The 21,913-nt window shown below is 51.3% G+C and carries 21 protein-coding genes; 6 read left to right on the top strand and 15 right to left on the bottom strand.

Translation table 11 applies throughout. The features are described 5' to 3' along the window. The first annotated feature begins 142 nt into the window (after positions 1–142). The 3 genes from dinI to solA all read left to right on the top strand — a co-directional run bounded on the left by dinI (position 143) and on the right by solA (position 2,236). Positions 143–388, top strand: a complete 246-nt coding sequence (gene dinI, locus VJY99_RS08555) for a DNA damage-inducible protein I (RefSeq protein WP_324117627.1) — start codon at positions 143–145, stop codon at positions 386–388. Between the two features lie 344 nt (positions 389–732). Continuing rightward, on the top strand, positions 733–987 hold the full coding sequence (gene bssS / locus VJY99_RS08560; protein WP_324117628.1) for a biofilm formation regulator BssS: 255 nt from the start codon (positions 733–735) through the stop codon (positions 985–987). Between the two features lie 130 nt (positions 988–1,117). Continuing rightward, positions 1,118–2,236, top strand: a complete 1,119-nt coding sequence (solA, locus tag VJY99_RS08565) for an N-methyl-L-tryptophan oxidase (protein ID WP_324117629.1) — start codon at positions 1,118–1,120, stop codon at positions 2,234–2,236. Between the two features lie 166 nt (positions 2,237–2,402). Here solA and VJY99_RS08570 read toward each other — a convergent pair whose 3' ends face one another. Continuing rightward, complete coding sequence (locus tag VJY99_RS08570) at positions 2,403–3,452, bottom strand: rhodanese-related sulfurtransferase (protein ID WP_324117630.1); 1,050 nt, start codon at positions 3,450–3,452, stop codon at positions 2,403–2,405. A gap of 201 nt (positions 3,453–3,653) precedes the next feature. Between VJY99_RS08570 and mdtG the strand changes: the two genes are divergently transcribed. Next, positions 3,654–4,880 (top strand): multidrug efflux MFS transporter MdtG, encoded by a 1,227-nt coding sequence (gene mdtG, locus VJY99_RS08575; RefSeq protein WP_324117631.1) that lies wholly within the window; start codon positions 3,654–3,656, stop codon positions 4,878–4,880. Positions 4,881–5,142: 262 nt separating this feature from the next. Further along, entirely contained in the window at positions 5,143–5,517 is a 375-nt protein-coding gene (locus VJY99_RS08580; protein ID WP_324117632.1) for a MysB family protein, read from the top strand. A gap of 3 nt (positions 5,518–5,520) precedes the next feature. Here the strand turns inward: VJY99_RS08580 and VJY99_RS08585 are convergent, their stop codons facing one another. From VJY99_RS08585 to mdoG, 3 genes are all read right to left on the bottom strand, one after another. Further along, complete coding sequence (locus tag VJY99_RS08585) at positions 5,521–5,748, bottom strand: YceK/YidQ family lipoprotein (RefSeq protein ID WP_324117665.1); 228 nt, start codon at positions 5,746–5,748, stop codon at positions 5,521–5,523. A gap of 62 nt (positions 5,749–5,810) precedes the next feature. Further along, entirely contained in the window at positions 5,811–8,342 is a 2,532-nt protein-coding gene (gene mdoH, locus VJY99_RS08590; RefSeq protein ID WP_324117633.1) for a glucans biosynthesis glucosyltransferase MdoH, read from the bottom strand. Continuing rightward, positions 8,335–9,870, bottom strand: a complete 1,536-nt coding sequence (mdoG, locus tag VJY99_RS08595; protein ID WP_324117666.1) for a glucans biosynthesis protein MdoG — start codon at positions 9,868–9,870, stop codon at positions 8,335–8,337. The genes mdoH and mdoG overlap by 8 nt, the downstream gene beginning before the upstream one ends. Positions 9,871–10,164: 294 nt before the next feature. Here mdoG and mdoC point away from each other — a divergent pair, with 294 nt between their 5' ends. After that, positions 10,165–11,316, top strand: a complete 1,152-nt coding sequence (mdoC, locus tag VJY99_RS08600; RefSeq protein ID WP_324117634.1) for a glucans biosynthesis protein MdoC — start codon at positions 10,165–10,167, stop codon at positions 11,314–11,316. 50 nt (positions 11,317–11,366) lie between these two features. On the opposite strand, the gene VJY99_RS08605 is transcribed toward mdoC, so the two are convergent. The 11 genes from VJY99_RS08605 to VJY99_RS08655 form a co-directional block, all read right to left on the bottom strand. Continuing rightward, entirely contained in the window at positions 11,367–12,851 is a 1,485-nt protein-coding gene (locus tag VJY99_RS08605; RefSeq protein ID WP_324117635.1) for a phospholipase D family protein, read from the bottom strand. Further along, positions 12,805–13,329 carry an O-acetyl-ADP-ribose deacetylase gene (ymdB, locus tag VJY99_RS08610; RefSeq protein ID WP_324117636.1) on the bottom strand — a complete coding sequence of 175 codons (525 nt, stop codon included), beginning with the start codon at positions 13,327–13,329 and terminating at the stop codon, positions 12,805–12,807. Before ymdB ends, VJY99_RS08605 begins: the two co-directional genes overlap by 47 nt. A gap of 157 nt (positions 13,330–13,486) precedes the next feature. Next, positions 13,487–14,119 carry a 4'-phosphopantetheinyl transferase superfamily protein gene (locus VJY99_RS08615; RefSeq protein ID WP_324117637.1) on the bottom strand — a complete coding sequence of 211 codons (633 nt, stop codon included), beginning with the start codon at positions 14,117–14,119 and terminating at the stop codon, positions 13,487–13,489. Next, positions 14,110–15,339, bottom strand: a complete 1,230-nt coding sequence (locus tag VJY99_RS08620) for a beta-ketoacyl-ACP synthase (RefSeq protein WP_324117638.1) — start codon at positions 15,337–15,339, stop codon at positions 14,110–14,112. Before VJY99_RS08620 ends, VJY99_RS08615 begins: the two co-directional genes overlap by 10 nt. Next, positions 15,336–16,067, bottom strand: coding sequence for a 3-ketoacyl-ACP reductase FabG2 (locus tag VJY99_RS08625; protein WP_324117639.1), 732 nt, complete (start codon positions 16,065–16,067; stop codon positions 15,336–15,338). The genes VJY99_RS08620 and VJY99_RS08625 overlap by 4 nt, the downstream gene beginning before the upstream one ends. Positions 16,068–16,292: 225 nt before the next feature. Beyond that, the gene (locus tag VJY99_RS08630) at positions 16,293–16,751 is read right to left on the bottom strand and encodes a 3-hydroxy-fatty acyl-ACP dehydratase (RefSeq protein ID WP_324117640.1); all 459 of its coding nucleotides are present in this window, start codon (positions 16,749–16,751) and stop codon (positions 16,293–16,295) included. Next, positions 16,744–17,916 carry a beta-ketoacyl-[acyl-carrier-protein] synthase family protein gene (locus VJY99_RS08635; protein WP_324117641.1) on the bottom strand — a complete coding sequence of 391 codons (1,173 nt, stop codon included), beginning with the start codon at positions 17,914–17,916 and terminating at the stop codon, positions 16,744–16,746. Before VJY99_RS08635 ends, VJY99_RS08630 begins: the two co-directional genes overlap by 8 nt. Before the next feature lie 2 nt (positions 17,917–17,918). Next, positions 17,919–18,494, bottom strand: a complete 576-nt coding sequence (locus VJY99_RS08640; protein ID WP_324117642.1) for a DUF3261 domain-containing protein — start codon at positions 18,492–18,494, stop codon at positions 17,919–17,921. 2 nt (positions 18,495–18,496) lie between these two features. After that, complete coding sequence (locus VJY99_RS08645; RefSeq protein ID WP_324117643.1) at positions 18,497–20,824, bottom strand: MMPL family transporter; 2,328 nt, start codon at positions 20,822–20,824, stop codon at positions 18,497–18,499. Continuing rightward, positions 20,796–21,401, bottom strand: a complete 606-nt coding sequence (locus tag VJY99_RS08650) for an outer membrane lipoprotein carrier protein LolA (RefSeq protein WP_324117644.1) — start codon at positions 21,399–21,401, stop codon at positions 20,796–20,798. Before VJY99_RS08650 ends, VJY99_RS08645 begins: the two co-directional genes overlap by 29 nt. After that, positions 21,394–21,819 (bottom strand): thioesterase family protein, encoded by a 426-nt coding sequence (locus VJY99_RS08655; protein ID WP_324117645.1) that lies wholly within the window; start codon positions 21,817–21,819, stop codon positions 21,394–21,396. The genes VJY99_RS08650 and VJY99_RS08655 overlap by 8 nt, the downstream gene beginning before the upstream one ends. Positions 21,820–21,913 lie beyond the last annotated feature (94 nt).

Raw genomic sequence — 21,913 nt, forward strand, 5'->3', positions numbered from 1 at the left:
ACCAGCCAGAGGCTGGCCTCCGGTGAGAGACAGGATGTCTCTCATTAATCACGATGAGCTTACATAGGTAAGTGATTCGTGTGAGTGAACGTCGCCAACAAAGGGGCAACTTGAAGTATGACGGGTTCTACAGGGGGCTGTTATGCGTATTGAAGTCACTATTGCCAAAACTACATCTCTGCCATCAGGCGCTATTGATGCGCTTGCTAACGAATTGTCACGCCGAATTACTCAGCATTACCCTGAAAACGAAAACCACGTTCAGGTGCGTTATGCTGCTGCCAATAATTTGTCGGTGTTAGGCGCCAGTAAAGAAGATCGCGAACGTATTAGTGAAATATTGCAAGAGACCTGGGAAAGCGCTGACGACTGGTTTGCTGCGGATTAAAAAATCATCATGAAAGGGGGTCGACTTAATATTGAGTCGCCGCTTATTTCAGGTAAAAAATTCCCTCGTTGTTTTTATGCCGGGTGTCGCCATCCGGTTTTTTTCGTCCATTTTAGCCAAAATAATTCGAGTTGCATGCAAGCAAACTCAGAACTCTCTGATTCAAAAAAGAATAAAACGCCTAAAAAACACCCAATCGAACCCTTTGATGTAAAAAAAGTGTTGCAGGGTATTTATTTCTCGATCGAATTAGCTTATTCATGGATATACTTAACTGGCTTCACATTAAACAAGCATTAAACCTCGCGAACCGTTGTCTTAACACACGTATAAAAGGGGTTCTGATGGAAAAAAATAGTGATGTTATCCAGACCCATCCCCTTGTTGGATGGGACATCAGCACCGTAGATAGCTATGACGCGCTGATGCTTCGCCTGCACTACCTGACCTCCAATACGCAAAAGCACGAAGAAACTGAAATCGGTCAAACTTTATGGCTGACTACGGATGTTGCCCGGCAATTTATATCAATTCTTGAAGCCGGCATTGCTAAGATTGAATCTAGTGATTACCAGGTAAACGATTATCGTAAGCATTGATTGCCGATGCTACCCAAATAACGCAAGGCACCGTTGAGGTGCCTTTTTTATTCTTCAGGTTTTGCTCAATTGCCAATAAACCGAGAATTAATTACCCTGCTATATAATTTTTGTCAGAGAGAAAAGCGCCATGCATTATGATCTTATCATTGTAGGAAGTGGTTCTGTGGGTGCCGCCGCGGGGTGCTATGCAACACATTCCGGCTTGAACGTCCTGATGATCGATAGCTACCATCCCCCACATCAGCAAGGTAGCCACCACGGCGATACACGCCTGATGCGCCATGCCTATGGCGAAGGGGAAAAATATGTCCCACTGGTGTTACGCGCACAGGCACTTTGGGATGCGTTGCAAGAAATCAGCGGCAAGAAAGTGTTCCATCGCACTGGCGTGATTCATATCGGCCCGGCTGATTCAGCGTTTATCTCCACAGTGCAGCGCAGCGCGCAAAATTGGTCGCTACCGCTTGAAACATTAAGCGATGAAGACGTGATGACCCGCTGGCCAGAAATATCCGTTCCCGAAAATTATCTCGGTCTGTATGAGCCAAATGCTGGCGTGCTGCGTAGCGATCTGGCGGTTGAAACCTATATTCGCCTGGCAAACGAGGGAGGGTGTGCTCAGCTGTTTAATTGCCCGGTGACCGAAATTCGCCATACCGCTTCCGGTGTCGTCGTCAACACACCGGAAGGTGAATTCACGGCGAGTAAACTGTTAGTCAGTGCCGGAACCTGGGTCACTAAATTGTTACCTGAACTGCCCATCACCCCGGTGCGCAAAATTTTCAGTTGGCATCAAGCGGATGGGCGCTACAGTGAAAAAAACCATTTCCCTGCTTTTACCGCCCAACTACCCGATGGCAGCCATTATTACGGTTTCCCTGCGGGGGAGGATAACGAGCTAAAGCTGGGCAAACATGATGGGGGCCAGCAGATAAGCGAGCCACAACAGCGCAAACCGTTTGGTGCAATCGCCACGGACGGAAGTGAAGCGTTCAACTTCTTACGCCAGATAATGCCCGGGGTTGGCGTCTGCATGCATGGGGCTGCCTGTACGTACGATATGTCACCGGATGAAGATTTTATTATTGATACCCTTCCCGGCCATGACAACACGCTGGTGATTACCGGGCTAAGCGGACACGGATTTAAGTTCGCCTCAGTGCTTGGGGAGATTGCCTGTCAGTTTGCACTCGGCAAAGAGTCGAGCTTCGACCTCACGCCATTTTCACTGGCACGCTTTAAATAGCGACGGGTTTGAAGCGATAATATTTAACCGGATGGACGTTGCTTACTACGACAGACGTAAGCCACATATCATCCGGTTAGATTAGGCAGAATGTGTTACCTATGTGGCCGGTCTGATCTGTAACCTATGTGACCGGTCATACCGTGAGCGACACCCACCCTTTTTGTTACTCGGGGTCGGGGATCCCTAAGGTCGTGTTCAACGCGCCGCGGGATTTGTTGAAAATCTTATTTCCGTTTTCTCGTCCTGCACGACGACGACGCTGTTCTTCTGGAGAAAGTGCCAGTTCTTCACGGCAAATTTCACTACAGCATCCGGCAAACTTATCAGCACAACTCGGGCACTGAATAAACAGCAGATGGCAGCCGTCATTTTTGCAATTGGTATGGCTGTCGCAAGATGTGCCGCACTGATGGCAATGGGCAATCACATCATCGGAAATGCGCTCGCCCATTCGCTCGTCAAAAACAAAGTTCTTCCCGACAAAACGCACCGGAATACCTTGTTCACGCGCACGTCTCGCGTACTCGATAATCCCGCCTTCAATATGATAGACATTCTTGAAGCCGTTATGCAGCATCCAGGCACTGGCTTTTTCACAGCGGATCCCACCGGTGCAATACATGACAATTTTCTTGTCTTTGTCTTCCTGCAACATGTCGACCGCTTTCGGCAACTGCTCACGGAAGGTGTCCGCTGGGATCTCCACCGCATCCTGGAAATGGCCCACTTCGTATTCGTAATGGTTGCGCATGTCGATAAACACCGCTTCCGGGTCGTCGAGCATTGCGTTAACGTCTGCGGCTTTGAGATAAGCGCCAACATTGCTGGCATCAAAAGACGGGTCATCAATCCCGTCCGCGACAATACGGTCACGAACTTTCATGCGTAATACCCAAAACGATTTGCCGTCGTCTTCAAGTGCAATATTCAGTCGTACGCCATTGAGTGCAGGATGGAAACCATAAAGTGTTTCGCGAAATGCATCCACACGGCTTTGTGGGACGCTGATTTGCGCATTAATCCCTTCATGGGCGAGATAAACACGGCCAAATACATTTAGTGATGTAAACGCTTGATACAGCGCATCACGTGTCGTTTGAGGTTCTTCAATGGTGAAATACTTATAGAATGAGATTGTGGTGCGTGACTCAGTTTCAGCCAACATGCGCACGCGCAATTCATCATTCGATATGCGGTTGTGTAACACTGGCATGGTGTTCGCTCGGCAATCGTTGAAAAAAAGTGGGCTGCATCATATAGCAATTAACGTTAATTTACATCCCCGCATTTTGCGTAACATTTCCCTCATTCTAAAGTTGTGTTTCAGAAACATTGTCACACCACCATCGACGGGCGCATAATTAGCAAGGTAATAATTACCCAACACATCTTATTTGCACTGACCTGGAGCGTTATGACTCTCCCCGAGAGCACCATTAACTGGAAACGAAATCTCACCGTTGCTTGGCTTGGGTGTTTTCTTACTGGCGTCGCATTTAGCCTGGTAATGCCCTTCCTGCCCTTGTATGTCGAACATCTTGGCGTGTCCGGTCACAGCGAGCTGAACATGTGGTCCGGTATCGTTTTCAGCATTACCTTTTTGTTCTCAGCGATAGCATCACCTTTCTGGGGTGGGCTTGCTGACCGCAAAGGCCGCAAAATCATGCTGCTGCGTTCAGCCCTGGGGATGTCCATCGTGATGGTGTTGATGGGCTTTGCGAGCAATATCTGGCAATTTCTGGCGCTGCGTGCACTGCTCGGGCTATTGGGTGGTTTTGTCCCCAACGCCAATGCGCTGATTGCCACTCAGGTTCCGCGCCATAAGAGTGGCTGGGCACTGGGGACATTATCGACAGGCGGTGTGAGCGGTGCGCTTCTCGGGCCGATGATCGGTGGTTTTCTGGCGGATACTTACGGCCTGCGGCCGGTGTTTTTCATCACCGCAGCCGTCCTGTTTACCTGTTTTGTCTTTACACTTTTCTGTATTCGCGAACAATTCACACCCGTGAACAAAAAAGACATGCTACACGCACGCCAGGTGTTAACGTCGCTCAAAAATCCGCGTCTGGTGCTGAGTTTGTTTGTCACTACTATGATTATTCAGGTCGCTACCGGTTCGATTGCACCGATTTTGACGCTCTATGTGCGTGAATTGGCGGGCAATGTCAGCAACCTTGCATTCATCAGCGGCATGATTGCCTCTGTTCCGGGTGTTGCTGCGTTGCTCAGCGCTCCACGGCTGGGGAAACTTGGGGATAGAATCGGGCCGGAAAGGATTTTAATCTGCGCGCTGGTTATCTCCGTGTTGCTGCTGATCCCGATGTCGATGGTACAAAACCCGTGGCAGTTGGGCGTGTTACGTTTCCTGCTCGGTGCCGCCGATGGCGCACTGTTGCCTGCAGTACAAACTCTGCTTATCTACAACTCGAGCAATCAAATTGCCGGGCGTATCTTTAGTTACAACCAGTCATTCCGCGATATTGGAAATGTTACCGGCCCGTTGATGGGTGCCGCCGTTTCAGCAAACTTCGGCTTTCGCACGGTATTTTTAGTCACCGGCTGCATAGTTCTTTTCAACGCGCTTTACTCCTGGATTAGCCTCAGACGCCCGACCGAACGCGTGAGTATTTCGGGTGACTAACTCCGCAATCCCCAAGCCGCTGTGTGAAATCTGACGGGAATATCCTCTCAATAATTCGAGTTACAGGTAGGCGGCCAGGCCGTAAGTCCCCAGGAGCATAGATAACTATGTGATTCGGGTGAGTCGAACGCCGCCAACAAAGAGGCAGCTCGAAGTATGACGAGGATAAATCTCATACTTGCAACTTTGCAAACAGCGTCAACAATTAACTTGAAATTGCACCGGAGCCGCGCTCCCTGACCTGTAACAAAAGGAGATTACGATGAGCCTATACGCGACACTGGAAGAGGCCATTGATGCCGCACGCGAACTTTTCCTTGTAGAGCACCCTGAACTTGATGAAGAGAGTGCCAGTGTTCAGCAACTGAACATTCAGAAGTACATTCTTCAGGACGGCGATATTATGTGGCAGGCCGAGTTCTTTGCTGATGACAGCGAGGATGGGGAATGTTTGCCGATGGTCAGTGGTGAAGCAGCACAAAGCGTCTTTGATGGCGATTTCGACGAAATTGAGTTACGCCAGGAATGGATTGAAGAGAATACGCTGCATGAATGGGACGAAGGTGAATTTCAACTTGAGCCGCCTCTGGATACCGAGGAAGGGCAGGCTGCGGCTGATGAATGGGATGAACGATAGAATTTATTCGTAAGGTCCATGACTGGCGTCAATCGGCAGTAACAGTGTATCGAAGACCAGTGAAAAAGGTAAATCGAGCACTGTGATATAGCGCCAGGCACTGTTACGCACATCCCACTGCACACCGGGGTAATACTGGTTACCATGTCCCTGCCCCGGTAAAGCACGACTAATAATACTGCCGCAGCCACTCAGCAAGCAGGCCAATAACGCGACCACAAAGATTCTTATCACTCTGTTACTCCCAAAAAAATACCGACCCGAAGGTCGGCATTGTGATTGTGTCTGCCGTGTTACTTCGTCGGTAGCGCCTCAGGGTTCAGGCTAACCGTTTTGTAGTTATCGACCCACGAGGAGTAACGCTCAGGGTTCGACCACACACGATAATGCAGACGAGACATTGTTACCGGATCACTTAACAACACCAAACGACGGTCGCGGTTGAGTTTCTCAGGCGTTTCATTAAGCGCCTGCTCAACGTGGCGGTCACGGGCAATCTCCAGCACATTACTTGCACGGTGACGCGCCGTTGCCATCGCGGTTGCCAGGGCATTAAACGACGGGTTAAACACCGCGTGCATAAAGCCATCATCGAGCGTACGGCTACGGTTAAGCTTCAGGTAGTTGTCTGTATCGACCAGAACCTTCGGAGGACAATACTCTTCCGGGATCAGGAACAGCTTCCAGCGCTTAGTGCGTAATCCAATAGTTGCGCGGCTTGAAATCACCGACACGAACGGAGAAAGGATCAGCGAGAAGACGATTGGCGCCAACCAGAACAGGAAACGCAAATCTAACCACGCCATACCGACTGCCCACACCAGCCCCAGCAACAGCTGAGAACCGTGGCGCATGAATGCTTCACCCCATGGAGTGGAGTCGTCATCACGCTGCGGCGAGTTCCATACCACTTCCCAACCGAGGAATGCGCTGACCACAAATACGGTGTGGAACAGCATACGCACCGGTGCCAACAGCACAGAGAACAGTACCTCCAGCAACAAAGAAGCTGTCACGCGGAAGAAACCACCGAACTCTTTCGAGCCTTTGCACCAAACCAGGATGATGCTCAGAAGCTTCGGCAGGAACAGTAACACCATGGTGGAGGCAAACAAGGCTATCGCCAGTTCCGGACGCCACTGCGGCCACACCGGGAACAACTGGCGCGGTTGCAGGAAGTATTGTGGTTCTGTCAGCGCATGTACCACCTGCAATGCTGTGGATAACGCGAGGAACATAAACCACAACGGCGCGGACAAGTAGGACATGACACCCGTCAAGAACACCGCACGGTGAACAGGATGCATGCCTTTTACCAGGAACAGACGGAAGTTCATCAAGTTACCGTGGCACCAACGGCGGTCACGCTTGAGTTCATCCAGTAAGTTCGGCGGCAGTTCTTCATAAGAACCCGGCAAGTCGTAAGCAATCCAAACGCCCCAACCCGCACGGCGCATCAGAGCCGCTTCCACGAAGTCGTGAGAAAGGATAGAACCGGCGAATGAACCTTCACCTGGCAACGGCGCTAACGCACAATGCTCGATGAACGGCTTAACGCGGATAATGGCGTTATGCCCCCAGTAGTGGGATTCACCCAACTGCCAGAAGTGCAGACCCGCGGTAAACAATGGCCCATAGACTCGGGTGGCAAATTGTTGACAACGCGCATACAGCGTATCCATGCCGGAGGCTTTTGGTGAAGACTGAATGATGCCCGCATTCGGGTTAGCATTCATCAAACGCACCAGGTTGGTCAGGCAGTCACCGCTCATTACGGAGTCAGCATCCAACACCACCATGTAGCTGTATTGATTGCCCCAGCGACGACAGAAGTCATCGATGTTGCCACTTTTACGCTTTACACGGCGACGACGGCGACGGTAGAAAATCTGCCCTTCGCCCTGCACTTCGTTAATCAGCTCCATCCACGCTTTCTGCTCCGCAACACAGATATCTGGGTTGTAGCTGTCGCTCAGGATGTAAACGTCGAAGTGTTGCTGTTGACCCGTTGCTTTTACTGATTCCCACGTCGCACGCAGACCCGCAAATACGCGGTCAACGTCTTCGTTACAAATAGGCATAATCAACGCGGTGCGATGCGCCGGATCGATGGGCTCATCACCGACTGTTGAAGCAGAGATACTGTATTTATCTTTGCCCATCAGTAGCTGAAGGAAGCCCATCAACGCGGTCCAGAAACCGGCTGAAACCCAACAGAACAGAATCGCGAACAGGATCAAAATGCCAGTCTGCAGCACATACGGCAGCAGTTGCATGAAGGAAACCCACAAATCCTGGCCGAGCATGTCGGATGGATTAATCAGTGCCCAGCCCTGGTAAGGCAGAATGGTCTTCATATACCAGGTCGCAACTACGGTCTGAGAAATGGTCAGCAGCAGCAGAATGTAACGTCGAATGGTCCCGACGGTACGCCATTTCTGCTCAGCGTCAGCCTCTTCTTTTGACATATAGCGAGGATTAACTTCTCGCCCGCGTAAACGATCCCAGAAACGACCGATCGGGTTGGTACGCCACGGATCGGGGAACATAGAAGAACGCGTTGCTTTTGGCATTGCCTGCAACTGGGTGCGCCCTTCTTCATCCTCTATCAGCTGTTCACCACCCAACGACCCAGGCCAGCTCGCTTCGAGCCGGGCCTTTACTGAGGCTAAAGGCGAATCATCGGCGCGGTCATAATGGTGCTCTTGCGCATCTAGCGCCTCATGCATCGCTTGCAGATCCGATGCTGGAAGAGCCGCCTTCTGCTGTGCAGAAAGCGGGAGAGCATCAATATATTCAGACGCAGTATCAGTCATCTTATTCATTGGCAGGTAGCTGGTAGCTCCAGGTTTCACTCAACGTTTGCGAGCCATTAACCAGCGCTGCACGCATTTCAGTCGGTTTCTTCTCATCTTTGACCTTCACACGGACCGTCAAACGCCAGCCTTTAGCAACTGGGTTGTAATGTACCTGGGTATCAACGATTTCACCATTGTCACCAATGCTGGTTTGAGCAGTAACCGGCGTATCTAGCGGCAGTTTTTTCATGTCCGCACCGACGAAATCCACTACAAACGCAATAGTGCCGTCAGGTTGGCGAGTCTGATTTGACTGTTTTACATCACCGGTTGAGCGGCGAGTCTGGGCAACATATGCGTTATCTGGCGCATGCATTTTGTCTTCGTCACGGCCAAAGGTAATGGTGTACTTGAAGTTCATCTCTTTGCCTGGTTCCGGGAGTTGATCCGGTGTCCAGTAAGCAACAATGTTGTCATTGGTTTCGTCGTTGGTTGGAATTTCCACCAGCTCGACGTGACCTTTACCCCAATCACCTTGCGGAGCAATCCAGGCGCTTGGACGCTGATCGTAACGATCGTCAAGGTCCTCAAAGCGAGAGAACTGACGGCCACGTTGCAGCAAGCCAAAGCCAACCGGATTTTCTGTTGCGAAGGAACTCACAGCCAGATGTTTCGGGTTGTTCAGTGGACGCCATATCCACTCACCGTTACCCGCATGAATAGACAGACCGTTGGAGTCATGTAATTCAGGACGGAAGTTGGTGCTTGGTGAAGGCTGATTCGGCCCAAAGAGGAACATACTGGTCAGCGGTGCAACACCCAGCTTGCCCACTTTATCGCGCAGATAAACTTTCGACTGCACGTTGACCACAGTGTCGCGCCCTGGGGTGATAACAAAGCGATACGCACCTGTTGCACGTGGGGAATCAAGCAACGCATAGAGGGTCAGCGTTTTCTCACCCGTTTTCGGGCGCTCAATCCAATACTCACGGAAACGTGGGAACTCTTCGCCAGATGGCAAAGCAGTATCGATGGCCAAACCACGAGCAGACAGACCATAAACCTGACCTGAGCCAATCACACGGAAATAACTCGCCCCGAGCATGCTGACAATTTCGTCGTTTTTATCTTTGCTGTTGATCGGATAGAGCACTTTGAACCCGGCGAAGCCAAGATCTTTGACGGTGTCTTTATCGTGTTTTACATCACCAAAATTAAAGTAATCCGGGTCGTACTTAATTTTATGAACCGCTGTCGCTGTCACTTCATTGATAGCAACCGGGGTGTCGAAGTACATACCCTGATGATAAAATTCAAGCTTAAATGGGGTCTTTAACTTGCTCCAGTAGGCTTTATCATGATTGAACTGGATCTGCTGATAGTCCGCATATTTCATGTCGCGGAATAGCGAAGGCAGATTGCTTTTCGGTGCTTCGTAGCTTTTGCCCGCTAATGTTTTCGCTTGTTTTGCGACATCATCGATGGTGAAGGCCCAAACCGAGGTGGTATAAAGTGACAGCGTTACAGCAGCACCAAGCCCACACATTTTCATCATTTTTAGTTTATGTTTCATATTAACCAGCACATCCCCCTTTGTGTGCTTAAATCAATCCAATCCATTTTAATGGAAACTTCTGCTTTCCGACAACCAAATACCCGCATTGTTCAGCACGCTGGCTCAGCCTTTAAGCAAAAAAAGACAACTGCTTACGCTTTCAGAGCCCATCCTGGAGACAGGATGTCATGGTTAGTGTAGGGTTGCCACGGAATTGATACCGTTCGGGACTTCAAGCCTATTGGGATATGTTCTTAAGGATAAGGCGATTCGTCCGATAATGTCTGGAGCATTATGAGTAAAGCACCACAACAACGCGAGTTTTTCCTGGATTCTATTCGGGCCTGGTTAATGCTCTTAGGCATTCCGTTTCATATCTCGCTCATCTATTCAAGCCATCACTGGCATGTTAACAGCGCTGAAGCCTCATGGGGATTAACCCTTTTTAATGACTTCATTCACGCCTTCCGTATGCAGGTGTTTTTTGTCATTTCCGGTTATTTCTCTTACATGCTTTTTCTGCGCTACCCGCTTAAACGCTGGTGGAAAGTGCGCGTCGAGCGTGTCGGCATCCCCATGTTGACAGCAATTCCATTGCTGACGCTACCGCAATTTTTAATGCTGCAACACGTTAACGACAAGGCAAAAAACTGGCCAGGACTGACCCCTTACGAAAAATACAACACCCTGGTTTGGGAACTGGTTTCCCACTTGTGGTTCTTGTTGGTGATGGTGGTGCTCACGACAGTATGTTTATTTTTGTTCCAACAAATGAAAGCGCGTCTTGCGAATACGCCAGAAAATAACGCATCACCCATTACTTTGGGAAAGATCTCAATCGCCTTTGTGGGCTTCGGGATTTTATACGGTGCCATTCGCCGCACTATTTTCATTATTTACTCCCCAATATTAAGCGATGGCCTATTTAACTTTGTGGTCATGCAGACGCTTTTTTATCTGCCGTTCTTCATGCTCGGTGCTTTAGTCTTTGTGCGTCCACAACTGAAAGCGCTGTTTACCACACCGTCTCCATGGTGTGCTGCGGGTGCAGCCCTGGCGTTTTGTGCATACCTGCTGAATCAGCGTTATGGCAGCGGCGATGCCTGGATGTATGAAACCGAAAGCGTTATCACGATGGTTTTAGGTCTGTGGATGGTCAACGTGGTGTTTTCACTGGGTCATAAGCTGTTGAACTCCCACTCTAAACGGGTCACCTATTTTGTTAATGCTTCACTGTTTATTTATTTGGTGCACCACCCATTGACGCTGTTTTTTGGCGCATATATCACGCCACATATTGCCTCCAATGCGTTGGGCTTTATGACGGGATTGATATTTGTAGTGGGTATCGCGGTGATTTTGTATGAAATCCATCTGCGTATTCCACTGCTGCGCTTCTTGTTCTCCGGCAAACCGCAGAATGTGGCAGTGAAAGTGAAGAGTTAACCCGACCAACGAACAAAAAATAAACTCAAAATAATTCGAGTCGCAGAGTTTTAGAGTAGCCACTCAATTGGCAGACGATAAACTAACCGCACCAACACCCGTTGCCAGAAACGGGTGTGCGGCTCTTTCTTCCAGACAATCTCTTTGCCTTCGCGGGTTTCCACCCAATTCACACGTCCCCAGCGGTCCAAACGCAGTGCCCAGGCCGCCTCTTTTTGGCTTTGAGTGAATCGTTGGTGGATATCCTCTGCCAGCGCGGTGCTTTCAATAACAAAGCCCATTTCGGTATTGAGCATGGCCGAGCGCGGGTCAAAATTGAATGAGCCGATAAACACTTTTTGCTTATCGACGCTGAAGGTTTTGGCATGCAGGCTGGAGCCAGAGTTACCGGTTAAACCGCGATCGCGCGGCCTGCGCGGGCCATTATTTTCAGGCTTTAATTCATATAGCGCGACACCGTGTCGTAGCAGCTTCTTGCGCCATCGGGCATATCCGGCATGCACCACCGCCACATCGTTGGCAGCCAGCGAGTTGGTCAGAATGGCTATTTTCACCCCGTTGCGTACCAGCCCAAGAATTTGGGCAATACCGGCGCGAGTCGGGACGAAGTAGGCAGAAATAATGTCTATCTCCTGCTTAGGCAGGCCAATGACGTTGATCAGGCGTTGCGGTAACAATGTGTGATTACGCGCCCTTCCCTGCCCTTTACTCGGATCGTCACTGAGCAAACGCGTTTCAGACCAGTACATATTTAATGTGCGTGCCACAAGATTTGTCGCAAATTGGCTGGTGGTCAGCCTTTCAAGATAGCGCTGCGCCGTCGGGTCGCTGCGCCAAGCATCAGGCAGTTGTACCCGTTGCTGTAAAATATCGGGATCAACATCGAGCACTTTGGCAAGGGTCGATACGCACTGGCTGTTCCAGTAGCGCTCAAAATCCTCGCTGACATCGGTAACCACCGGGCCAACAGCCAACACGTCTAAATCTGAAAAAAGGGGTTGTTTGCCGACACCAAAGTAAGCATCACCCACATTACGCCCGCCGACAATCGTTGTTTCACCATCAACGGTGAAACTCTTGTTGTGCATGCGGCGGTTCAGACGGGCAAAGTCGGTCAGGTAGCCAATGGCGCGAAACAAACGAAAAGAGAAGGGATTAAACAGGCGCACTTCAATCTGAGGATGGGAATTCAGAAGCTCTAAAATATCATCCAGCCCGTTAGTATTGTTATCATCCAGCAACAGCCTGACTCTCACCCCGCGTTCAGCCGCTGCCAGTAACGCACTAAACAACAGCCGCCCGGACATATCGTCCTGCCAGATGTAATACTGCACATCGAGGGTTTTCTCTGCCATGCCGCACAGTAGATAACGCGCGGCAAATGCATCAAGGCTGTCCGAAAGAGGATGAATACCGCTCACGCCAGGATGCTCGGCAAGCACCGGGATAATCGCTCTCCCAAGGCGTGTAGCGTGATGGTTCTTCACGTTAGAGTTGGGCAAGCAGTTGCTGGTAAATAAGGGTACTTTCGTCATCGAAACAGACGAAAACCACTTCTTCGGGTAATGGGCGCAAACCGATGTATCGATAAACCGTATCAACAGCTATTTTAGCAGCCAACTCTTTTGGGAAAGCGTACGCACCGGTGCTGATTGCCGGAAACGCGATAGTGCGGTAGCTATTGGCGGCCGCCAAATCGAGACAATTGTAATAAGTTTGTTCAAGTAATTCTGCCTCATGCTTTTCACCGCCCTGCCAGACCGGGCCGACGGCATGAATCACGGCTTTAACCGGGATATTTCCAGCTTCGGTAATGACGGCATGTCCAGGGGCGCATTCGCCTTGCTGCTGAAGAATCACTTTGCAGGCCTCCAATAATGTCGGCCCCGCTGCACGATGAATTGCACCATCAACACCACCGCCCCCCATCAGGGATGGATTCGCCGCATTGACTATCACATCAACCTCAGCGCGGGTGATATCGCCTTGTATCACCGACATTCTTTCGCTCATCAGGAAATCTCCAGTTAGTATTTGATAGTAGTCTAAACTTACCGAACAGCAGACGTATATCACTTCCTATGGGATTATCCCTATCTCCTATCCTCTGATTTTTCTCATTTACCAGATAAAATTTCCGCGATAGCCATACTGGCGGATGTCGCTCACGCTAATCTGCTCTACGAAACGGGGCAATTATCAGCTCAGGCGAAAAGCCAACAGCAAACGGTTTCTCACCGCAACAAGCGATCAGTGTATCACCAACGTTGATGTGAAGAAGATGACGGTCAGGCGGGCAAAGTGTGTCTAGCGGCAAACGCAACTGATCCATTTGCCAGACCGTTGCGCCACGTTGCTTGAGCACGGCTTCGTGTGCCGTCCAGAGGCGCCAGAATTGCAGGATTTGTTGCGATGGGGGCAAAGATTCCAGCCAGTCGCACAATGGCGCACTGAAACTGTGACGGGCAATGGCCATAAACCGCGGCCGCGAGCGGATTTGTTCAATATCACACCCCACTTCCCCGCCACCCACCAGCACCGCAACCCGGGTGGCATTGTTGCTGATATTAAATTCGGGCAATGCCGGATGATACGGTTTGCCTTGAGCCGCGCGGGCTAATTTGGGCAATGGGCCGTCATTGAGCAGCATCGCCAACAGGATTCTGGCGGCAATCCAGTCTGCGCGACGGCGACCTGTAGGCGCGTCCTGCAACAGGTCAGGAGACAACCAGCGTGTAGCGGGTGCGTCATTCAATACGCACGCCACTTCACCAAACGCCAGTTGATAACCGTTTACCGCCAACGACGCATCACCAATGAGGTATTTATTCCGCCAAAGGCAAAGTTATTGCTCTGGACAAATTCTGTCTCGATTTTGCGCGCTTCACCGATGATGTAATCCAACTCGCCGCACGCCTCGTCGGGCTGAGTCAAATTCAGCGTTTCGGCAAACCAGCCTTCACGCATCATTTTGATACTCATCCAGGCTTCCAGTGCGCCACATGCACCGAGTGTATGACCCAGATAACTTTTCAGCGAAGAAATAGGTGTATTAGCGCCAAAAACTGCCGCCGTGGCGTGGCTTTCAGCAATGTCTCCACGGTCAGTTGCCGTTCCATGCGCGTTAATATAGCCAATGTCGCTGGCCGCAAGCCCTGCCGATCGTAGGCTGCTTTCAATACAAATTTGCATGGTTTCTTTCTGCGGCTGGGTGATATGCGCCGCATCGCAATTGGTATGGAACCCGACGATCTCGGCATAGATGGTCGCACCACGCGCCAGAGCATGATCCAAATCTTCCAGGATCAATGTGCCTGCACCTTCGCCAATCACCAGACCATCGCGCTGCTTGTCAAAGGGTGCGGGTGTGCTCTTGGGCTGGTCATTACGCTGGCTGGTGGCAAACAGCGTGTCAAACACCGCCGCCTCCGACGGGCATAACTCCTCAGCACCGCCGGCAACCATCACTGTTTGGTAGCCATGACGAATGGCTTCCCAGGCATAACCAATCGCCTGACTGCCTGAGGTACACGCACTTGATGTTGGGATCACGCGGCCACGCAAACCAAAGAACAGCCCGGCATTCACCGCAGCGGTGTGTGGCATCATCTGCACGTAGGTGGTGCCGGTAATATTGCGGGTGTGCTTTTCGGTCAGCATAGTGGCAAATTCGCTCACAGGCCCTGTGCTTCCGGTGGATGAACCATAAGCAATGCCTGTTTCACCACTGGTGAGAATCGGGTCGTCCAGCAAACCGGCCTGCGCTAACGCCAGTTCAGTGGCACGCGTGGCGAGCAATGACACACGTCCCATCGCCCGAATGCGCTTACGCGTATAGTGTTCGGGGACGGTAAAATTCTCGACCGGTGCACCGAGCATGGTGTTGAGCCCGTTGTAGATTTGCCATTCGGCCATGTGTCGGACCGCGTTTTTACCGGACCTCAAACCCGCAGCCACATCCTGCCAGTTATCACCAAATGCTGTCACACCGCCCATTCCCGTTACCACTACCCGGCGAATCACAGCATGCCTCCGTTGATGGAGATAACCTGGCGTGTGACATAAGCAGCAATGGGCGACATCAAGTAACGTGCAAGCCCTGCCACTTCTTCTGGCTGCCCCATACGCTGGAGTGGAATCAGGCGCATTGCTTCGGTGAGCGCCGCCTCTTCCATTTCAATCATTCCGGTATCAATCAGGCCTGGTGCGATGCAATTAACGGTGATTTTGCGTTTCGCCAACTCAATCGCCAGCGCTTTCGTCGCACCGATGATCCCCGCTTTTGCGGCACTGTAATTAACTTGCCCACGGTTACCCATCAGCCCCGAAACAGAGGAAAGCGTGATAATTCGTCCGCCTTTGCGCAGGCCAATCATCGGCATAACACAGGGTTGAATCACGTTATAAAAACTGTCGAGATTAGTCCGAATCACACTGTCCCAATCGTCATCACTCAGTGCAGGAAATGCGCCGTCACGCGTCATACCCGCGTTATTGACGACACCCCAATAGGCGCCGTGGGTTTCGATGTCCGCTTCAATGACATTGCGGCACTGGCTACGGTCAGCACTATCAAACTGCATGACACGACCCGTTCCGCCCTGAGCTTTTATCTGCTCAAGCGTGTGTTGTGCGCCTGCTTCGTCACGATGGTAGTGCACCACCACAGCAAATCCATCGGCTGCCAACCCACAGGCAATTGCCTTGCCGATCCCCTTGCTGGCACCGGTTACTAATACCGTCTGTGTCATCTTGCTGCTATCCCATTAAAATACCCGTCATACTCCAAGCTGCCTCTTTGTTGCCTGCGCTCACGCGCCCGAATCACTTACTTATGTAAGCTCATCGGGACTTGCTCTCTTGCCGCCGCGATGCAACTCGAACTATTTTGGGTAATACTCATTATTATAAGTTTCGTAGGGTGGATAAGCGTCAGCGTCATCCACCGTTTTTGCCCAACAGACAAAAACACTCCTTTAAAAAAACTTCTCTAATTCATTATTATCAGGCTGATAGGTATTAACCCGCCCGCTCGCCAGTACGTTGCCGTCCGCGAGAATTTGTCCTTCAAAACTAGCAATTTTTTCATCACGCATCAGTAGCGTGACATGGCAATCCAACTGCAAACCTTGTGCAAAATACCCAGCTGGGCAACGTAACCCTCGCCCACCCAGCAACATTCCAACAAGGCTGGCTTCTTCGCCGTTATTCATGGCATGCCAGCCTGACCACACACCCACCGTCTGCGCGATAATCTCGATGGCAAACCAGCCAGGCAAATTTCCGTCCGCATTGAGAAACGGCGCCAGCACACCGTGGTGGCTGACTGTAACCCGACAATGCGCACTTTCTTGTTCCACCGCCACTACCGATTCCAGCAGGCACATGGGTGCTTCGTGCGGCAAATAGTGGTGTGGGGCAAGAAAATCAGTCATGAGAAACTCCAAAAATCAGGCAGGCATTATTACCGCCAAAAGCAAATGAGTTCGACAGCATTATTGGTTTGGTAAATGGTTGCGGAGCGCTGAGTAAACCACAGGGTGCAAGCGTCAGGTCTTGATACGCATCAGTGAAATCTTGTGCAGGCAACGGTAGGCCTTTAGATAACAGCAAATAACAGATCACCGCTTCACAGGCACCAGCGGCACCCAACGTGTGGCCGGTCAAATGTTTAGTCGAGCTACAAGGAACGCTGTCACCGAACAGTTGGTTCACCACTTTCGCTTCGATTTCGTCATTAAGACGCGTGGCAGTGCCATGCAGATTAATATAGCCAATGTCTTGTGCGCAGAGTTTGGCCTCACGCAGCGCCATTTCGATTGCGCGAATCGCCCCCACACCTTCTGGATGCGGAGCAGACATATGCCAGGCATCGGACGATTCTCCCACACCCAGCAATTGTACTTTTCCCGGCTCTTTCGTCATCAAAATCAGTGCCCCCGCCTCACCGACGGTTATCCCATTTCGTTCTGCACTAAAGGGTTTGCAACGTACCTTGCTTAACGATTCCAGGCTGTTAAAGCCGTTAATGGGCATGCGGCTTAGGGTATCTGCCCCACCCACAATCGCGGCATCGACCATTCCAGACTCAATCAGCCGTTTGCCAGTAATAATGGCTCGCGCACTTGACGAACAGGCGGTAGAAATCGTTAACGCGGGGCCAAAAAGTTGCAAATAATCACTAAGAAAACGCGATGGATCGCCAAGTTCTTGCTGGCCATAGCGATAAGACGCAGGGGGGTTGCCAGCATGGGTGCCGCTCACCATGCGGTCACCTTCATCAAGCCCGGAGGTACTGGTTCCCAGCACCACCGCCACGCGTTCGTTGCCCAAACGTGCAATCGCTTCATCTACCTGCGGGCGAATTTGTGCCAGTGCCGCGAGCAACAAACGGTTGTTACGGCTGTTGTATTGCGCCATTTCTGGAGGGATTTCCGGTAGCTCGCCCGTTACGCGCCCTACCCAACACTCACCCTGCTGCAACCAGCCGTCGCAGTCCTGCACAAGGCCAGGTGCAATGTTGCCCTGCAAATTTTCCGCGATTTCGTCAAGGTTGTTGCCTAACGCATTGACCATTCCGGCGGCAGAAAAACTCATCATGATTAACTGTCCAGGTGCTGAATACTGATGACATAACCGAAGCGATGGTGATGCACACTGACTGGCTGGCGGATTCCGTCACGCGTCAGGTAATGGATGGTTTCGATAAGTTCGCCCTGGTCGTCGCGCAATTCACGACGCGAGTCGATATCTTTTAGCGTCCATCCGGCAGGCAGTTGCGGCTGCCAGGCTTTTATCGGCCAATAGCTCAACATAATATCGGCAAGAACCTGGCTGGCTGGAGGTAATTCTGGCAGCGTCATGGACTGTTCCGTTTTAATGCCCGATTGAGAGTAGGTCAGACGGAATAAACGAATGCCCAACGGTGACAATCCCGCCAGCATGACTTTTTCCTTATCGGCATTCAGCAGCACCATCAGCGACTGAGTTTTGCCTTTAACCTGGGCACTCAGTAGTTGCTGCTCAGTGATTGACGGCGAAACCCCAGGAGCCGGTAGTGTCACCAGAGTGCCCGGTTTTAACCAGGCTTGCGGGCGGGTGTTGTCAGGTTTCGGTGTACTGCACGCGCTGAGTAAAAATGTGCCAAACAGTAAGAACAGTATCGGTAATTTTTTCATGATTATCTCTTTCCCTTTCCTTGGGTGGATGGGGGTAAGGCTAATGGCGCGGTTAAAAATGCGCAGAAGATCCCGCAGCTCAAGACAATGCCAAAACTTGCGATGGCTTGAGTCTGGCTAAAGACCAGCATGCCTAAGGTGAAAAGTGTGGTCAGCAAGGCCACGCTGATGGCAAGCAATGACGTCAACGGTGTGCCACGCGGATTACTAAAGAACAGGGTGTAATTAATGCCAATGCCCAGCACCAACACCAACGCTAATAACGAAAACAGATTCAGTGCATGGTCGCTAAACGCCAGTGCGGCGAGGCCACCGCCAAGGGATAACAGTGAAGGCACCACATTCAGCAAGCCGCGTTTTACCCCTAATCGCAGCACATAACTCAGCGTAATCACCAGCACGGCAGCCGCCAATAGTCCCGCTAATAAGCTACGGAAATGGCTGAACAACTCATTAAACATGACTTTTCTGTCCACCCAACTGACTCCCGGCAGTTTTGCCGTAAGCGTCGCCAGTGCTGCGCTATCGTGAACACCGCTCACCGGCACCAGTGCGCCACTTTTACCGTCCGGCAAAGACAGCCACATCAAGCGCCAGCCACGGCTAATGACACTTTCTTGCCAGAGATCCGGCGTCACCGCCATGGGTTGTAGATTAGGTGCATTGACGGTAATCCCGCTTTCGGCAAGGCGCTTTTGTAAAATCGGCGCAGCTTCACGCAGCAATCGCAAATCTGCCTGTTGCTGTTCAAGAGAGGCGAGCGGGATCAATCGATAACTGTCGATAAGCTGATTCTTTTGTGCATTTACCAGAACAGGAGCCAGTTTTTCGAGTCGTTGCAAAGTCTGCTCAGCCGTGTCGCCGTAAACCACAAACCATTTCTGATCCATCCCCTGCCCGGTCAGCGCAGTAATGGCCTGCTCTTCACGCACCAGATCCTGCGGTAATGCCTGGAAACTGGCGATATCATCATTGATTTTTAATGAAGTAAGCCCTGCCAGACTGATGAGCAACAGCGTAAGCGGCACACCAAAACGCACCGCTTTATTGTTTTGCCAGGCATTCAACCAGCCATTAAGCAACCTGCTGCAAGGCACTGGCCTGACGGGTAAACCGCGTACCGCGAAGGGATACCAGCACACCACCGTCAGGCACGAGGCGATTAATCCACTGGCGGCAAACACCGCGAGCTGGCGAATGCCAGGGAATGGCGCGAGGATCATGATCAAATAGGCAATAGCCGTGGTGGCTAACGCCAGCAGCAAGGTGGGAAGCACTTTGTGTAAACTGGCGACTGGCGTGTTTTGCGTGCCATGTACCATGCGTTCGGTGAGGTAATAGAGCGTGTAATCTGCCGAAACACCCACGATGCTCATGCTCATCACCAACGTCATCAGATGCAGCTCGCCAAAACACAGCAGCGTGATTGCCACTCCTGCCAGCGCCCCGATGGCAACGGATGTGGCACATAACAATAATGGCCGCACCGAACGAAACACCAGCAACACCAACAACAACACGCCAATCACCGTCGCAAGCCCCAATGTTGAAACATCGTGCTTTGCCTGCTGGCTGGCATAATCGCTGTAGAACAAGGTGCCGCGCGACATCACCTGCGCCTGCGGGAAGTGTTGTTTCAGGTTTTGTTGTAACGTCCGCAATTGCTCAACTGCCGCACGCCCTTGCTGCATATCAAATGAAGAACCTTTGAGTTCTCCATGCAATAAATACCAGTAACGCCCCTGTTTATCCCGCGCCACCAGCCAGCCGTTCTGTAACCTCATTTGGCTGGCAGTTTGTTGCAACGCCAGTTGCGAACCGCGTACCAGCATTAAGGGATCGTGGGTTATTTCTTTCCCGCTGACACCAGAAAACGCTGAATAGAGTTGCGATAAAACCCACTGCGCCTGGGCTTCACCGCCGTTTTGCAAACGACTGCGGGTCTGGTTATCCACCAGGCCATTACGGTAATCGAAGTAGAATTTCCCCCACGCGTGCTGGCTCCGGGTATCCATCGGCCCTTGTACATCTTGCAGGAAAGCCTGCTGTTGCAGTTGTGATTGCCACCACTGCGCGGCAGCGGTATCCGGCGTGTTACCGGGGCTGACCATCCACATCATCTGCCTGTCGAGACGTTGCAGAAAACCGTTCTCAATTTGCGGGGGGACTTTGCCCAGACTACTGGCAGGCAGCAACGACAACACGCTGCTGTCGAGCCGTGCCTTGGGTAGCAAGGTTGCGAGCAACACCACAAGCAGGGCGACTATCGCAAGCCAACCCCACGCCAGGCGACGATGCACGTCAGAAAGCGAAGCGCTGCTGCTCTTCATGAGTGAGTTTTCGTGGATTCGGTCGGTGGTTACTAAAGGTGATTTCGGTGTAATCGCCCTGCAAATCGTTCAGTTCGATGCGTTTAAGGTACTTATCGCCCTGCAACGTGATAGTGCTAAACAGCTTATCGAGCGGCGTGGTCGTCGGCGTTAAGACCAGTTGCCATTGACCTTTGCCCTGGTCGGTAAAGACCGTCGAGAAGTTTTCATCGAGCACTTTGCGGTCAGCCTGGAATAACGCCCGCAACAAATGGTTGAACTGGAACATTTGTGGGTTGCTATCCGCCGTGATGATTTGCGGTGCCTGGCTGCCCATCACTTGAACCATATGGCTGTCATCAAGTACCAGCGTCATCGGGAAGGGATGCTGTTGCTGCCACCACAAACCTTTGCTTTTCGCGATAAGCACTTCACCACTGGAATGGAGCGGTTGCGACATTCCGCTAATTTGCCGCTCTTGTTGGAATTTAGCCCGTACCACAGGCTGTGACGCAAAAATGCGTTGCACGTCATCGAGTGTGATTGCGCTCGCCGTAAAGCTGATAAACAGCAAGCCCATCAAAATAATCTTATTCATGACTCAAGCCCATGCGTGCAAAAAGTATTGGAGGGGAGACAAAACACAGTTCTCCACTTGTTGCCGAAACAGCAACCTGAATGGTGTAACCCGTAGTGGTGCGTTTGCCACTTTGCGCATCGATAATTTCATAGCCGATTTTCAGGCGGTTTTCGTACTCCAGTACCGTGGCTCGTACCAGAATCTGCTGTTCAAATTTTACCACGTCACGGTACTTCACTCGGGTGTCGACTATGGGCCAAACGTAACCGGACGCTTGCATCGCCCGATAGCCATAATCAAATTGGCCGAGCAACGCCTCACGCGCCACTTCGAAGTAACGGAAATAGTTACCGTGCCACACCACACCCATCGCATCGACATCATGGAAGGGGACTTTGATGCTGATCTCCACGGAAAAACGTGGGTTATTTAACATCCGAACTCCTTTCCTGGTGGTATACCCGTCATACTTCTCGCTTCCTCTTTGTTGGCTGCGTGTTCTCACCCTGGTCACTGACTCATTGTAAGCT

This window comes from Buttiauxella sp., from assembly GCF_035271705.1.
Classification (GTDB): domain Bacteria; phylum Pseudomonadota; class Gammaproteobacteria; order Enterobacterales; family Enterobacteriaceae; genus Buttiauxella.

Bases quoted from the DNA above. Each gene is read 5' to 3' on its own strand.
- dinI (WP_324117627.1), top strand. From the start codon at position 143: ATGCGTATTGAAGTCACTATTGCCAAAACTACATCTCTGCCATCAGGC.
- bssS (WP_324117628.1), top strand. From the start codon at position 733: ATGGAAAAAAATAGTGATGTTATCCAGACCCATCCCCTTGTTGGATGG.
- solA (WP_324117629.1), top strand. From the start codon at position 1,118: ATGCATTATGATCTTATCATTGTAGGAAGTGGTTCTGTGGGTGCCGCC.
- VJY99_RS08570 (WP_324117630.1), bottom strand. From the start codon at position 3,452: ATGCCAGTGTTACACAACCGCATATCGAATGATGAATTGCGCGTGCGC.
- mdtG (WP_324117631.1), top strand. From the start codon at position 3,654: ATGACTCTCCCCGAGAGCACCATTAACTGGAAACGAAATCTCACCGTT.
- VJY99_RS08580 (WP_324117632.1), top strand. From the start codon at position 5,143: ATGAGCCTATACGCGACACTGGAAGAGGCCATTGATGCCGCACGCGAA.
- mdoH (WP_324117633.1), bottom strand. From the start codon at position 8,342: ATGAATAAGATGACTGATACTGCGTCTGAATATATTGATGCTCTCCCG.
- mdoG (WP_324117666.1), bottom strand. From the start codon at position 9,870: ATGATGAAAATGTGTGGGCTTGGTGCTGCTGTAACGCTGTCACTTTAT.
- mdoC (WP_324117634.1), top strand. From the start codon at position 10,165: ATGAGTAAAGCACCACAACAACGCGAGTTTTTCCTGGATTCTATTCGG.
- VJY99_RS08605 (WP_324117635.1), bottom strand. From the start codon at position 12,851: ATGACGAAAGTACCCTTATTTACCAGCAACTGCTTGCCCAACTCTAAC.
- ymdB (WP_324117636.1), bottom strand. From the start codon at position 13,329: ATGAGCGAAAGAATGTCGGTGATACAAGGCGATATCACCCGCGCTGAG.
- VJY99_RS08625 (WP_324117639.1), bottom strand. From the start codon at position 16,067: ATGACACAGACGGTATTAGTAACCGGTGCCAGCAAGGGGATCGGCAAG.
- VJY99_RS08630 (WP_324117640.1), bottom strand. From the start codon at position 16,751: ATGACTGATTTTCTTGCCCCACACCACTATTTGCCGCACGAAGCACCC.
- VJY99_RS08635 (WP_324117641.1), bottom strand. From the start codon at position 17,916: ATGATGAGTTTTTCTGCCGCCGGAATGGTCAATGCGTTAGGCAACAAC.
- VJY99_RS08640 (WP_324117642.1), bottom strand. From the start codon at position 18,494: ATGAAAAAATTACCGATACTGTTCTTACTGTTTGGCACATTTTTACTC.
- VJY99_RS08645 (WP_324117643.1), bottom strand. From the start codon at position 20,824: ATGAAGAGCAGCAGCGCTTCGCTTTCTGACGTGCATCGTCGCCTGGCG.
- VJY99_RS08650 (WP_324117644.1), bottom strand. From the start codon at position 21,401: ATGAATAAGATTATTTTGATGGGCTTGCTGTTTATCAGCTTTACGGCG.
- VJY99_RS08655 (WP_324117645.1), bottom strand. From the start codon at position 21,819: ATGTTAAATAACCCACGTTTTTCCGTGGAGATCAGCATCAAAGTCCCC.